Source organism: Leucobacter komagatae (genome assembly GCF_006716085.1).
In the GTDB taxonomy this organism is placed as follows: Bacteria; Actinomycetota; Actinomycetes; order Actinomycetales; family Microbacteriaceae; genus Leucobacter; species Leucobacter komagatae.
In genome coordinates this window covers 1,045,887-1,058,516 of sequence record NZ_VFON01000001.1, presented here as the reverse complement: position 1 = coordinate 1,058,516, position 12,630 = coordinate 1,045,887, and the positions used below count along the sequence as shown (strand labels likewise).

Here is a 12,630-nt window from a genome sequence, read left to right as displayed (position 1 = left end):
GTACCAACGCCTCCGCTTTCTGGCCGTTGCGCCCACTGATCAACTCAGCAGGAGGAGCCTCGTGGAGTACCCGCAGACCGTCGCAAAGCGTCCAGGGCGCCCCCACGAGGGGCTTAGAAAGTCGGACTGGTGTAGTCCGCCGATGTCGTAACCTGCATCACAGCCGCAGCGCCACGATGCTGCACACCGACGCCGAACCCGCGTGCGTAAGTGGCATCCACGAGCGGGTAACGCTTGTCACCTGGGATGAGACGCAGCCCCTTGTACTCGATGCGCTGGTGCTCACGGAACGCTAGAGGGGTTCGCGATCCCGTCGCCGTTGCGATCACGTAGCCGCTCGGAACGTAGTAGTCCTCCACGATCAGCGCACCGCCATACGATCCGATCACGTCCAGCCCCGCGTAGGTGGCCGGAGGCTTGTCGCCGATGATCTGCTCGCTGCTGAGGAATGCCGGAGCGCCCGCCGAGGGAATGAAGTCGAACGGAGAGATCACACCACCAGGCCCAGCCTGCCCCGCACGGAAGGATCGCACGACCTCACCCTGGTTGGGGTGAACGAGCACGATCATCTTTTCGCCCGCAGCAGTGCCGTACCCATGCTCGGTGACGTCGTTGATGAGGTCGCGAAGATCGACTCCATCAAGCTCCGCCGATTGGGTAGTGAGATAGTGCTTGTGACCCGCCGCGAACTCCTTACCCGCGAAGCTGGGAGGGGTTGCGTCAGCCTCTCCATCCCACAGGGAGTAGATGGTTGCGCCGTTCTCATTGACTGGCCGTGTCGCGATAGTGGTCTTGGTCAGCAGCGCCCGCATGATCTGACGGAACAGCAGTCGGTTGTCCGCCTCAAGCGCCGCCGAGTGTTGAGCCTGCACCTCCGATGAGGTCGCGTCACGAAGAAATGCTTCCGTGTAGCGAATCGCGCTGTCATACCACTTCAGCGGGAACCCCATCGTTAGCGGCGTTGCCTCAGCACGGATCGACTTCGGCTTACCGAACGTCGAAGCTTCCTCAAAGTCGTCGCCTTCCGCCGCCTGGGAAATTGCAGCGCCCGACTGAGCTGTGAGAGAAGTGAACAGCGAGGCGATAGGGGAACGCGAATCGTTCCACACCCTCAGCGTCTCGATGTACTCATCCCAGATATTCTCTAGGCTGATCCCGTCAAGGGTGGTGGTGAGTACGTCCCCACCCGTAAGAATGCCGCGCGCCATGTCGCCCTCCGAAGGTATTGCTTGCTGGTTCGATCACCGCTGATTCTCACGGTTGTATTTACCCGTGATTGCATCGTCGAGAAACAGCACACCGTATGTCGCTCGTGAGATCGCACCCGGCCGGATGCCACGCGAGTCACCGCTGCCCACGATTGCGGCCGACGATGCCGTGTGGTGCGGGCTCTCGAACGGTGGGCGCACCACGAGCGAACTGAGCGGTGACCCGCTGAGGGACGCGATGCTGCTCGCCACGAGTGACTCCGGCGAGGACAGGTCGGGAAGGATCGTGGGTAGCCTGGTCGCGAGTAGCGTCTTGCCGGAGCCCGGCGGGCCGATGAGGGAGACATGGTGCCTCCCCGCGGCGGCGATGACCATTGCCTCGACCGCTTCCGGCTGCCCGATGACCTCCGCCATGTCGGGGACATGACCGCTGTCACCTGGCGGCGGGAGAGCCCGGTCGAGAACCGGGCCGGCGCGGTCGCTCCAGTCTCCCGGCTCCCGCCTGTGCCAGGCCACTGCGCCGCCAAGCGAAGATGCTTCGATCACTTCGACGCCAGGAACGAGTCTTGCTTCCTCGCCGCTCTCGGCTGGCACCATGACCCGTGTGAATCCCAGCGTGCGTGCCGCCACAACCGAGCTGAGGAGCCCGACGGGGCGGCGCAGCCCGCCGTCGAGCCCAAGCTCGCCGATGTGCGCCGTGTCGGTCAGCCTGTCTGCGGGCAGCTTGCGCGAGGCAGCGAGTGCGGCGAGCGCGATCGCCAGGTCGAACCCCGATCCCTGTTTCGGCAGCGACGCGGGCGCGAGGTTGATGACGACAAACCGCTCGGTGAGCGGGAAGCCCGCCTGGGCTGACGCGGTTCGCACGCGCTGCTTTGCCTCTGCCAACGCGGCGTCCGGTAGCCCAATGATCGCCATGCCTGGAAGCTGTCGAGTGACCGCTGCCTCGACCATCACCGTCGTGCCCTCGAGCCCGGTGAGCGCAATGGCCGCGGCCTGGCATACGCCGCTCACGCCACTGCTCGCAGGTGAGTGACTTGGGGTGCGCCTCCAGGGGAACCGAAGGTCACCCCGACCGCGTCGACCCGAAGTGGGCGGGCTCGGTTGCCGGTGACGGTGCTCCATTCGAGGAGCAGTCTGCGGAGCCGAGCCGCCTTGCGCGGGGTGATGGCCTCGAGCGGCGAGCCGTAGCCGGTGCCGCTTCGCGTCTTGACCTCGACCGCCACAAACGTGTCGCCGTCTTTCATGATGAGGTCGAGCTCGCCGTAGCGGCACCGCCAGTTGCGCTCGAGGGTGCTGAGCCCGGTCGCAACGAGCTGGCGCTCAGCGATGCGTTCTCCGAGCGAACCGAGCCGCTGATTGTGTGACCCGCCACTCGGGGCCGCCGGGGCGGCCGGGGCGGCCGGGACGGCCGGGACGGCCGGGGCCGCCGGGGCTGCCGTATTGGGTGTGTGCAGTGCGTCGTTCATGGTTTGTGCTCCGTTCGCTGAGGGATCCAGTCTGCGGAGGTGGGGGAGAGCGCGAGAGCGTTGGGTTGGCTGCTGTGGAAAATCGCGCCAAGAACAACAGATTCTGTGGAATGTGGGCCGAGCAGAAACACCCCGGAGTCGTGTCACACGGGAGCCGCCGCAGTGCTAGACTCTTCTATTGCGCCTCGCAAGAGGTGACTTCGCGTGCCCACTCACCGAGGTTTTGCCGTTGGTCCCCGTAAGGGGTGGTGAAACTCGGGGGCACTAGGACTAGGTCGCATCCGCGGCCGAACAAACCAAACAGTCGCGCGTTTCGCGCGAGAACAGGAGACGGCAATGGCCGTTGTAACCATGCGCCAGCTGCTCGACAGCGGCGTTCACTTTGGTCACCAGACCCGCCGCTGGAACCCGAAGATGAAGCGCTTCATCTTCACCGAGCGCTCGGGCATCTACATCATCGACCTGCAGCAGTCGCTCACCTACATCGACTCGGCTTACGAGTTCGTGAAGAACACCGTCGCTCGCGGCGGCACCATCCTCTTCGTTGGCACCAAGAAGCAGGCTCAGGAGGCGATTGCTGAGCAGTCGACTCGCGTGAACCAGCCCTACGTGAACCAGCGCTGGCTCGGTGGCCTCCTCACCAACTTCCAGACCGTCACCGGCCGTCTGGAGCGCATGAAGGAGCTCGAGCAGCTCGACTTCGAGGGTGGCACCACTGGCTTCACCAAGAAGGAGCTCCTCCTCAAGAAGCGCGAGCTCGACAAGCTGCAGAAGACCCTCGGTGGTATCCGCAACATGACCAAGACGCCTTCGGCTCTCTGGGTTGTTGACACCAAGAAGGAGCACCTCGCAATCGACGAGGCGAAGAAGCTGGGTATCCCGGTTATCGGCATCCTCGACACGAACTGCGACCCTGACGAGGTCACCTACCCGATCCCGGGTAACGACGACGCAATCCGCTCGGTTGCGCTGCTCACCCGCGTGATCGCTGACGCAGCTGCTGAGGGCCTCATGGAGCGCCACCAGAAGCCTGCTGAGGGCGAGGCAGCTGCTGAGCCGCTCGCTGAGTGGGAAGTTGAGCTCCTCAACGCCGACAAGGCTGAGGCGCCCGCAGCAGAGGCAACTGAGGCTCCCGCAGCCGAGGCAGCTGAAGCGACCGAGGCCCCCGCTGCTGACGCAGCTGAGGCTCCCGCCGCCGAGTAATTTTTCTCTCATAGTCATTGATCCGGGTCGGGCACCACGCTCGACCCGGGTCCACAACCCAAGGAGTCACACATGGCTGCAGTAAGCATGGCCGCTGTGAAGGAGCTGCGCGAGCGCCTCGGCGCCGGCATGGTCGACAGCAAGAACGCACTCGTTGAAGCCGAGGGCGACATCGAGAAGGCAATCGAGATTCTTCGTCTCAAGGGCCTCAAGGGCGTCGCGAAGCGCGGCGACCGCGAGGCGAGCGAAGGCCTCGTCGCCGCAAAGCAGAGCGAGGGCGCTGCAACGATCATCGAGCTCGTGTGCGAGACCGACTTCGTTGCGAAGAACGAGAAGTTCCTCGCCCTCTCGGAGCAGGTTCTCGACGCACTCGTCGCCGCAGGTGCAAAGAACGCTGAGGAGGGCCTCGCTGCCCCCGCAGGTGACAAGACCGTTGGCGAACTCATCACCGATGAGGCCGCGATCATCGGCGAGCGCATCGAGCTCCGCCGCGTTGACCGCATCGAGGCTCCCGGCACCGCTGTCTACCTGCACCGCACCTCGAAGGATCTGCCCCCGCAGATCGGCGTTGTCGTCGGGTTCGAGGGCGACGACGAGAAGGCTGCGCTCAGCATCGCTCAGCACATCTCGTTCGCTGAGCCGGTGTACGTGAACCGCGACGAGGTCCCCGAGGCCGACGTCGACAAGGAGCGCGACATCGTCACCGAGATCTCGAAGAACGAGGGCAAGCCCGAGGCTGCGCTCCCGAAGATCATTGAGGGCCGCCTGAACGCGTTCTTCAAGCAGGTCGTTCTCAACGAGCAGGTGCACGCACTCGACGCTGACAAGCGCGACGTGTCGAAGGTTGCTGAGGCAGCCGGCATCAAGGTGACCGGCTTCAGCCGCTGCAAGGTCGGCGCCTAACACGCTCAGCACAAAACCCGGGCCGCTCTGGCCCGGGTTTTGTGCTGCGTGGGCGGTAGGCTGTTGTGTTGAGCAGGCTGGCGCCGCACAGTTCGGGTCTGAGACTCGGGTGAGTGCCGGGATACCGGCGAAAGATTTAATGAAGGAGACGCATGTCCGATCAGAGCAATCGTAAGCGCAGGGTACTGCTCAAGCTGTCGGGCGAGGCGTTTGGCGGGGGCACCCTCGGCGTGAACCCCGACGTCGTGAGCCAGATCGCTCGCGAGATCGCCGCATCGATGGACCAGACCGAGGTTGCCATCGTCGTTGGCGGCGGCAATTTCTTCCGCGGGGCAGAGCTCTCGCAGCGCGGCATGGACCGCGCCCGCGCCGACTACATGGGCATGCTCGGCACGGTCATGAACGCACTCGCGCTCCAGGATTTCCTCGAGCAGGCGGGCGTCGAGACGCGCGTGCAGTCAGCGATTACGATGACGCAGGTCGCTGAGACCTACATCCCGCTCCGCGCGATCCGCCACATGGAGAAGGGGCGCGTCGTGATCTTCGGAGCGGGTGCAGGCCTGCCCTACTTCTCGACCGATACGGTCTCGGCGCAGCGCGCACTCGAGATCGAGGCCGACGAGGTGCTCGTCGCGAAGAACGGCGTCGACGGCGTCTACACCGCAGACCCAGCGGTCGATCCGAGCGCGACCCTCATTACCGACATTACGTACAATGAGGCGCTCGTCAAGGGGCTCAAGGTTGTCGACTCGACAGCGTTCAGCCTGTGCATGGATAACGGCATGCCGATGCGCGTATTCGGCATGGAACCGGCGGGCAATGTGACGGCCGCCCTCCGTGGCGAGAAGCTCGGCACGCTCGTTCACCGCTAAACTCGAACTATTGCAGTAAGCCGACCGCTGGCCGAACTGGCCAGCCGGGAGTTGTGGAGGAGACACAACGTGATCGAAGAAGTCTTTGCAGACGCGAAGGATCGAATGACCAAGGCGGTTGAATCCGCGAAGGAGTCGTTCGCGACGGTGCGTACCGGCCGTGCGAACCCTGCGCTCCTTCAGAACCTCATGGTTGACTACTACGGAACGCCGACGCCGCTCCCGCAGCTCGCCTCGGTCGCGAACCAGGATGCGCGTAGCCTTATCATCACCCCCTATGACAAGGGCGCGATGAAGGCGATTGAGCAGGCAATCCGCGATATGCACAATCTCGGTGCGAACCCGACAAACGACGGCAATGTCGTGCGCGTCACGCTTCCCGAGCTCACGGAGGAGCGCCGCAAGGAGTTCGTCAAGATCGTGAAGACTCGCGCTGAGGACGCGCGCGTCGCGGTCCGCAACGTGCGTCGCAGTGCGAAAGACGATCTCGACGCGCTGAAGAGCGAGGTCGGCGAGGACGATGTCGCTCGCGCCGAGAAGGAGCTTGAGGTGCTGACCAAGCAGTTCACCGACCAGGTGGACGATGCCTTCAAGCGTAAAGAAGCAGAGCTCCTGGAAGTCTGATCCGCATGACAGGGGGAGGGCGGCGCGAGGAGATTCGAGCACATCTCGATTCGACTCGCGCCCAGCTCGAGGCGACGAACGCCAAGATCGAGAAGAAGGCCGGGCGGAATCTCTTCCTCGCGATCGGCGTTGGCCTTGGGCTCGCTGCTGTATTTCTCGGCAGCCTGCTGTTCGTTGAAGCGCTGTTCGTGTGGTTCGTCGCCGCGATTGTCGGCGTCGCCGTCGTAGAGCTCGCGACCGCGTTCCGCGTGGCCGGCCGCCGCGTGCCCCGCATTGGGGTCGTGGTGAGCGGTCTTGGGATGGTCGCGGCCGCCTACTACTACGGCGCTGAGGGCCTCCTGCTGAGCCTGTTCGCAGCCTCAGCCCTCCTCACCATCTGGCGCATCATTGAGGGTCTCGCAGCGCGCACTCCCGTTGAACCCAAGACCCTCATTCGCGACATTTTTTCGGGGCTCTTCACACTCGTGTACGTGCCCTTCCTCGCAAGCTTCGCGATCCTGCTTTTGGATTCGCCGAACGGCCGCTGGTGGGTCTTCGCGCTCGTGCTCATTGCGGTGTCGGTCGACATCGGCGCGTATGCCGCCGGTGTGACGCTCGGCAAGCACAAGATGACGCCGCGCATCAGCCCAAACAAGACGTGGGAGGGTTTCGCCGGGGCCGCCGTCGCCGCGATGATCGCGGGCGTCGGTATCACCGTCGCCGCGCTCGATCAGCCGTGGTGGATCGGCCTGATCTTTGGCGCGCTCGTCCTGCTGACAGCGACCGGAGGCGACCTCACGGAGTCGCTCATTAAGCGCGATCTGAATGTCAAGGATATGAGCAATTGGATCCCGGGCCACGGCGGCCTGCTCGACCGACTCGATTCGCTTTTGCCATCTACCGTCGTGGCCTATGGCCTCGCACTCACACTGGGGGTACTCGCGTGAGCCACGCAACAGAACACGAGAGCCCGTTTCCGCTGACCACCGGGCGTGAGCGCGGCTACAAGCCTCAGCAGGTTGACGAGTTCCTTGACCGCGCTCGCTCGGCGTATGAAGAGGGCGGCGCGCCCGCGCTCACCGCCGAGGACGTGCGTAACCTCGCGTTCAAGATGCAGCGCAAGGGCTACTCGCCCCGTCACGTCGACGCCGCGCTCGACAGGCTCGAGGACGTGTTCTTCGAGCGTGAGCGGCGTTCGATTGTCCGTGAGCACGGGGAGGACGAGTGGTGGCGTGAAGCACGCAGCCTGCTCTCCGAGGTGCGGGGGAGGATCGGGCGCCCGCGGGGCAAGCGTTTTAAACGGCGCGGTGTTTTCGCCCTCGGTTACCGGCGCTCGCAGGTCGACGCCTTCCTCGACCGCATCGGTGCCATGTTCGCCAACCGTGAGATCTCGGTGACGCCGGGGGAGGTTCGCGAGGTTGTCTTTCACCCCGAGTGGCGCGGTTACGACGAGGCACAGGTTGACGCTCTGCTCGACGCGCTTGTCGACATCATTCTTTCAACCCGGTAATCCGGCCCAATTGTTCGCCCTTGGCTTCCCAGCGGCCCTGATATAAGATCGTTACATTGTGAGTACTCAGACAACACGCCCCACCCGCCCCTGGATGCGCCTGCGAGCGCCGCTAGCGGTCGCGGCAGTAGCTGTGCTCCTAGGCGGCGCAGCGGTTGCGCCGCTGACTCTGACGGATGCCAGCGCTAACGCCGACCTCGTCCCAGCCTCGCTGAACGAGCGGCTCTTCCAGGAGTTCGTGCCGAACGCGAATCCCGCGGACGATTTTGTGCTGCCTGAGGTGCCGATCGAGAAGCTCCCGGACCCGAAGCCAGAGCCCAAGCCTGAGCCGACGAAGACCGAGTCATCGACGTCGCAGGATGCCGTCGAGGCTCCCGCCGCGCTGCCCCGATTCGAGGGAGGCGGCTCGCCGGCGGAGTGGATGGCCGCGGCTGGCATCGCAGAGAGCGACTGGAGCTACGTCGACTTCATTGCGCAGAAGGAGAGCGGCTGGAACCCGAACGCGACCAACCCGTCGTCGGGCGCGTGCGGTCTCATTCAAGCGCTGCCCTGCAGCAAGGTTCCCGGCAGCGGATACAATCCAGTCGATAACCTGCGCTGGGCAAACGGCTACGCGACCGACCGCTACGGCAGCTGGGCAGGCGCGTACCAGTTCTGGACAGCAAACCACTGGTGGTAGGCCGTGGCCCGCAGTCGCGGCCCGAATAAGTATCAGCGGGCCGCACAGTCACCGCAGCGTGACGTAACGCGTCTTGCGTACGGTGGTGCCCGTAAAGAGTTCGTGGGCGGCCGGGAATGGTTCGTCCGCGATATCCCTGCGCACCGAGCCGAAAAGGCCTACCGCTGCCCGGAGTGTGGCACCGAGGTGCCCGCGGGGCAGGCGCACGTCGTGGCGTGGCCCGCCGACCACCTGTTTGGCGACGAGGCCGCCGTGCGCGACCGTCGTCACGTGCACGCCCACTGCTGGCGAGGCAGATAGCGCGCTTCACGCTCGCCGTGGGCACTTGAACACGCCTCGCCGCTCCCGCAACACCGCGCTGCACTCTGCTGCGGCCCCGCAACCGCCCCCGCTACACCCCAAGTCTTCCGTTGCGCGCCAAATTCCCCCGGTATTCGGGGTGCAATCGATAATTTGGGTGGTTGGGGGAGGCTGGCCACAGCCAGGCCGAAGCGCGCACCCTAGAAGAGCGTGGGAGGGGCCTCGGCCGTGCGCGCGCCCTCGACGGCGACCTCGGGGGTCGGGCCGGCGCCCACAAAGCCCGGGCCCCGGTTGGGCTCGGCTCCGCGAGAGTACGCCTCGGCCGCAGCGCGGGCGCGATCGTCAGCCGCCTCGTTCAGCGGGTGGCCCGCGTGGCCCTTCACCCACTCGAACTTCACGTCGCGCCCGACGAGTGCCTGGTCGAGCGCCTCAAGCAGCTCTCGGTTCAGCACCGGCTTGCCGTCGGCCTTGCGCCAGCCGCGGCGCTTCCAGCCCGGCATCCACTGCGTGACCGAGTTGATGACGTACTGGCTGTCGCACTGCACGAGCAGCGGCTCCGTGACCTCCGCCGTGGCGTGCAGTAGGTCAAGGACGGCCATGAGCTCGCCCTGGTTGTTCGTTGCCCGAGGCCAGCCGCCTGCGCGCCAGCGGTCGCCATCGATGATCCACGCCCAGCCGGCCGGGCCAGGGTTACCGAGTGCCGAACCGTCTGCTGCCGCGATAAGAGTCATACCCTCTATCTTGCCAGCGATTTGGTGTCGCCCCGGCCGCTGCCGGGGCGACAACGCTTGAGCTAGGCGCCCTGGTTAGGCGACTCGTTCGAACCACTGGAGGGCGCCTCGGGCGCGCCAGCAGTACCGGGCGCGCCCGGCACCTCGGGCTCGGCCTGCTGCCGTGAGGGGAGCGGCCGCTCAACGAAGTTCTCGGCGACGGTGTTCATCTTCTGCGCGTTACCGAGCACCTCTCCGAGGCTCTCGAAGTAGCGGGCGACGGCGCCGCGCTCGACCTTGAGCTGGGTCATACGATCCTCAGCGGCGGCGAGCACCTTCGTTGCCCGGTTCTCCGCGTCAACCCAGGTCGTCTGCGCGCGCTGCTCGGCCTCGACGACGATCTCGCCAGCCTTGCGCTCGGCGTCGGCCCGTACCTGAGCCGCGGCTTGCTGCGCCTCGCTCAGCAGCCGCTGGTGCTCCTCGCGGGCTTCGGTGAGCTGCGTGTGAAGCGACGCGAGCTCGCTTCGCGCCGAATCAAGCTGCGACCGGGTCGTGTCGGCGGCTTCGCGCTGGCGGGTCGCGAGCTCCGTCTCAAGCGTCTCGCGCTGCGTCGCCACGTGCGTGGCGGCCTCAAGCGACTCGGCCTCAAGCTTCTCGCGCTTCTCGCGGATCTCGTCGTCGGTTTCAGCGCGGAGTCGAGCCAGGTCGGCCGTCTCGGCAGCGCGCAGCTCCGCGAGCTCTGCGATCGTGTCGGCGCGCAGCAGCGCTGTCTCCTCGGCAACGGCGGCGCGCTGCGCCGCGACCTCGCGTGCAATTGCGGCCTCGGCGGCCTCGCGCGCAGTAACCAGGTCGATAGCGTGCTGTTCGGCCGCCGTCGCGAGGGTTCGATCCTGCTCCTCGCGCGCGGTGCGCAGCTCTGCCGCAAGCGCCTGCCGCTCGCGATCGATCTGCATGCCGAGCGACTCGCGCTCGACCGCGAGCTTCTCCGCTGCATCGTCACGGTTGATCTGCAGGCGAGTCTCGAACGCCGCTGTCTCATCTGCCACACGCTGTTCGTGCGCGACGAGCTGGGCGGCGAGGCGCTCCTGCTGCACGGTCACCTCGTCCGACAGCGTCGCGTCGTGCGCGCTGCGCTCGTCGGAGAGCGCAAGCTCCTGCGCTGCCCGCAGCGCATCGAGCTCCCGCTCGTGGGCCTGGCGGTCCGCCGACAGCAATTCCTGCTGCTCGGCCGACTCGGCGTCGACGCGGGCGCGGTGCTGCTCCCACTCGGCGATGAGCCGATCCTGGTGGGAACCTAGCTCGTTCTGGATCCGCTCCTCGTGCGCGGCGCGCTCAGCGCGAATGCGCTCGTCGTGGGTGGCGCGCTCGGACTCGATCTGCTCTGTGTGCTCCGCGAACTCACGTTCGAGCTGAGCGCGCTGGGTGTCGCGTTCACCCGCGAGCTGCGCATCATGGGTGTCGCGCTCGGTCGCGAGCGTGGCGTCATGCACCTCGCGCTCGCTGGCGAGGGTGGCGTCGTGGGTCTCGCGTTCGCTCGCGAGCTGCGCCGCGTGCGCTTCCTGCTCATCCGCGATCCGGGTGTCGTGCGCGAGCCGCTCGGCGCTCATACGGTTGGCGTGGTCGGCGCTCTCGGCCGCGATGCGCTCCTCGTGGTCGGCGCTCTCGGCCGCGATGCGCTCCTCGTGGTCGGCGCTCTCGGCCGCGATGCGCTCCTCGTGTGAAGCGCTTTCCGCGGCGATGCGCTCGTCGTGCGCCGCGCGCTCGGCGCTCAGCTCGGAAGTGTGCTGCTCAAGCTCGCGTGCGAGCTGGGTGTCGTGGGCGATGCGCTCGCGCGCGATGCGCTGCTCGTGTACCTCGCGCTCTTCTGCGATGCCCGCGTCGTGAGCGCCACGCTCGTCAGCCAGCTGCGTATCAAAGGCCTCCCGCTCGCGCCCCTTCTCCGTGGCGAACTGGGCCGCCTGCCGCTCGCGCTCGCGCTCGGCCTGCGAAGCGAGCGTCTCGATCTCGGCGTTCTGCGACGCGAGGTCGCGGGCGACGCGCTGGGCCAGCTCCTCGAGTTCTTGCGCGATGCGGGCGTTGTGCTGGGCCCGCTCGCCGCTGATTGAACGCTCGTGCTGCTCTCGTTCTTCACTGATCAGCGCGTCGTGCGAGGCGCGCTCCTGCGCAATGCGCTCGCGCAGGGTCTCGATCTCGGTCGTGAGCGCCCTGCGCTGGGCGTCGATCTCGCTCGTCAGTTTGCGCTCAAGCTCGGTGTAGTGCGCCTCGAGAGCCGTTTCGTCTGCCTGGCGCTTGGCCTCAAACTCCGTCCGGTTGCGCTCAGTCTCGTGAGCGAGCCGCGCGCGCTCCGCGGCCGCTTCGCGCTCGTAGGCATCCTTCTGGCGGCTGAAACTCGTCGCGGCTACCTCTGTCTCGGCGCGCAGCGCAGCCGCTGCCTCGCGAGCTTCGGTCAAGAGTCGCGTCGCCTCGGCCTCGGCCTGCGCGACGCGAGAGCGAGCCTCGCGGTCAGAGCTCTCGACGAGGGCGTCGACCTGCAGCTGGGCGGTCGTCATCGTCTGCTCGGCGGCGTTCCGAGCTTCGGTGAGCAGACGCTCGCGCTCTGCGTTCAAGTCGTGGCCCTGCCGCGCGGCGTCGCTGCGCGCGCTCTGGATCATGATTTCGGCCTGCTCGTTCGCGGAGCTCAGCAGCTCATCGGCGCGAGCCTGCGCCTGGGTGAGCACGCGAGCGCTCTCGGCCTCGCTCGACTTGCGGAGCTTGTCAGCATCAAGGTCAGCTTGCGCCATCAGGCCCTGAGCATGCTGCTCCGCGTACTGGAGGCTCTTCTCAACGCGCAAGCCAAGCCCGGAGTAGCCCGACGCGCCAAGCTCGGCGACCTGGGCCTGCAGATCTGCGATGAGCTGACGCTGTTCCTGCTCGGAGCGAACGGACTGCTGGTGAGCAGCCTGCAGTGACTCAAGGTGAGACTGGAGCGTGCCGATGTGGCCGCTCAGGGCGCGAACGCGCTCGTCTACCTCCTCGCGCTTGTAGCCGCGAAACGCTGGAGTGAACTGCTGAGCTGAATCGGTCACGGAGCCTCCGATGAGATGAGCGGGCGTGCGCCCAAAAGTGACTGCACTGCCCGGCTGTAGGCAGTTGTCTCCATGATAGTCGTACTCGCAAACAGCTGATTATTTGCGACC

The 12,630-nt window shown here is 66.1% G+C and carries 13 protein-coding genes; 7 read left to right on the top strand and 6 right to left on the bottom strand.

The genetic code is table 11. The features are described 5' to 3' along the window. Window positions 1-113 precede the first annotated feature (113 nt). Genes FB468_RS04915 through FB468_RS04905 form a run of 3 tightly spaced genes read right to left on the bottom strand, consistent with a single transcriptional unit; the run spans window position 114 to window position 2,674 of the window. Window positions 114-1,208, bottom strand: coding sequence for a hypothetical protein (locus tag FB468_RS04915; protein ID WP_141886350.1), 1,095 nt, complete (start codon window positions 1,206-1,208; stop codon window positions 114-116). Window positions 1,209-1,241: 33 nt separating this feature from the next. Next, window positions 1,242-2,219 carry an ATP-binding protein gene (locus FB468_RS04910; protein WP_246055759.1) on the bottom strand — a complete coding sequence of 326 codons (978 nt, stop codon included), beginning with the start codon at window positions 2,217-2,219 and terminating at the stop codon, window positions 1,242-1,244. Next, on the bottom strand, window positions 2,216-2,674 hold the full coding sequence (locus FB468_RS04905; RefSeq protein ID WP_141886348.1) for a YraN family protein: 459 nt from the start codon (window positions 2,672-2,674) through the stop codon (window positions 2,216-2,218). Before FB468_RS04905 ends, FB468_RS04910 begins: the two co-directional genes overlap by 4 nt. Window positions 2,675-3,010: 336 nt before the next feature. On the opposite strand from FB468_RS04905, the gene rpsB reads away from it, so the two are divergent. The 7 genes from rpsB (at window position 3,011) to FB468_RS04870 (ending at window position 8,444) form a co-directional block, all read left to right on the top strand. Further along, window positions 3,011-3,877: a 30S ribosomal protein S2 gene (gene rpsB, locus FB468_RS04900; protein ID WP_141886347.1), complete on the top strand. Its 867-nt coding sequence runs from the start codon at window positions 3,011-3,013 to the stop codon at window positions 3,875-3,877. A gap of 72 nt (window positions 3,878-3,949) precedes the next feature. Beyond that, on the top strand, window positions 3,950-4,780 hold the full coding sequence (tsf, locus tag FB468_RS04895) for a translation elongation factor Ts (protein WP_141886346.1): 831 nt from the start codon (window positions 3,950-3,952) through the stop codon (window positions 4,778-4,780). 152 nt (window positions 4,781-4,932) lie between these two features. After that, on the top strand, window positions 4,933-5,652 hold the full coding sequence (pyrH, locus tag FB468_RS04890) for a UMP kinase (RefSeq protein WP_141886345.1): 720 nt from the start codon (window positions 4,933-4,935) through the stop codon (window positions 5,650-5,652). 69 nt (window positions 5,653-5,721) lie between these two features. Continuing rightward, complete coding sequence (gene frr, locus FB468_RS04885; protein ID WP_141886344.1) at window positions 5,722-6,276, top strand: ribosome recycling factor; 555 nt, start codon at window positions 5,722-5,724, stop codon at window positions 6,274-6,276. Between the two features lie 5 nt (window positions 6,277-6,281). Continuing rightward, entirely contained in the window at window positions 6,282-7,202 is a 921-nt protein-coding gene (locus FB468_RS04880; protein ID WP_141886343.1) for a phosphatidate cytidylyltransferase, read from the top strand. Further along, on the top strand, window positions 7,199-7,765 hold the full coding sequence (locus FB468_RS04875; RefSeq protein ID WP_141886342.1) for a DivIVA domain-containing protein: 567 nt from the start codon (window positions 7,199-7,201) through the stop codon (window positions 7,763-7,765). The genes FB468_RS04880 and FB468_RS04875 overlap by 4 nt, the downstream gene beginning before the upstream one ends. A 58-nt stretch (window positions 7,766-7,823) precedes the next feature. Continuing rightward, window positions 7,824-8,444 (top strand): aggregation-promoting factor C-terminal-like domain-containing protein, encoded by a 621-nt coding sequence (locus tag FB468_RS04870; protein ID WP_246055758.1) that lies wholly within the window; start codon window positions 7,824-7,826, stop codon window positions 8,442-8,444. A 48-nt stretch (window positions 8,445-8,492) separates the two neighbouring features. Here FB468_RS04870 and FB468_RS17075 read toward each other — a convergent pair whose 3' ends face one another. The 3 genes from FB468_RS17075 to FB468_RS04855 form a co-directional block, all read right to left on the bottom strand. Then, complete coding sequence (locus FB468_RS17075) at window positions 8,493-8,714, bottom strand: hypothetical protein (RefSeq protein ID WP_170219627.1); 222 nt, start codon at window positions 8,712-8,714, stop codon at window positions 8,493-8,495. A gap of 230 nt (window positions 8,715-8,944) precedes the next feature. After that, a complete protein-coding gene (locus FB468_RS04860) occupies window positions 8,945-9,475 on the bottom strand; it encodes a ribonuclease H family protein (RefSeq protein WP_141886340.1) in 531 nt (176 codons plus the stop codon). A 62-nt stretch (window positions 9,476-9,537) separates the two neighbouring features. Then, window positions 9,538-12,519: a coiled-coil domain-containing protein gene (locus tag FB468_RS04855; RefSeq protein ID WP_141886339.1), complete on the bottom strand. Its 2,982-nt coding sequence runs from the start codon at window positions 12,517-12,519 to the stop codon at window positions 9,538-9,540. Between the last annotated feature and the right edge of the window lie 111 nt (window positions 12,520-12,630).

Excerpts from the sequence above, each read along its gene's own strand:
- FB468_RS04915 (WP_141886350.1), bottom strand. The coding sequence starts at position 1,208 with ATGGCGCGCGGCATTCTTACGGGTGGGGACGTACTCACCACCACCCTT.
- FB468_RS04905 (WP_141886348.1), bottom strand. The coding sequence starts at position 2,674 with ATGAACGACGCACTGCACACACCCAATACGGCAGCCCCGGCGGCCCCG.
- rpsB (WP_141886347.1), top strand. The coding sequence starts at position 3,011 with ATGGCCGTTGTAACCATGCGCCAGCTGCTCGACAGCGGCGTTCACTTT.
- tsf (WP_141886346.1), top strand. The coding sequence starts at position 3,950 with ATGGCTGCAGTAAGCATGGCCGCTGTGAAGGAGCTGCGCGAGCGCCTC.
- pyrH (WP_141886345.1), top strand. The coding sequence starts at position 4,933 with ATGTCCGATCAGAGCAATCGTAAGCGCAGGGTACTGCTCAAGCTGTCG.
- FB468_RS04880 (WP_141886343.1), top strand. The coding sequence starts at position 6,282 with ATGACAGGGGGAGGGCGGCGCGAGGAGATTCGAGCACATCTCGATTCG.
- FB468_RS04860 (WP_141886340.1), bottom strand. The coding sequence starts at position 9,475 with ATGACTCTTATCGCGGCAGCAGACGGTTCGGCACTCGGTAACCCTGGC.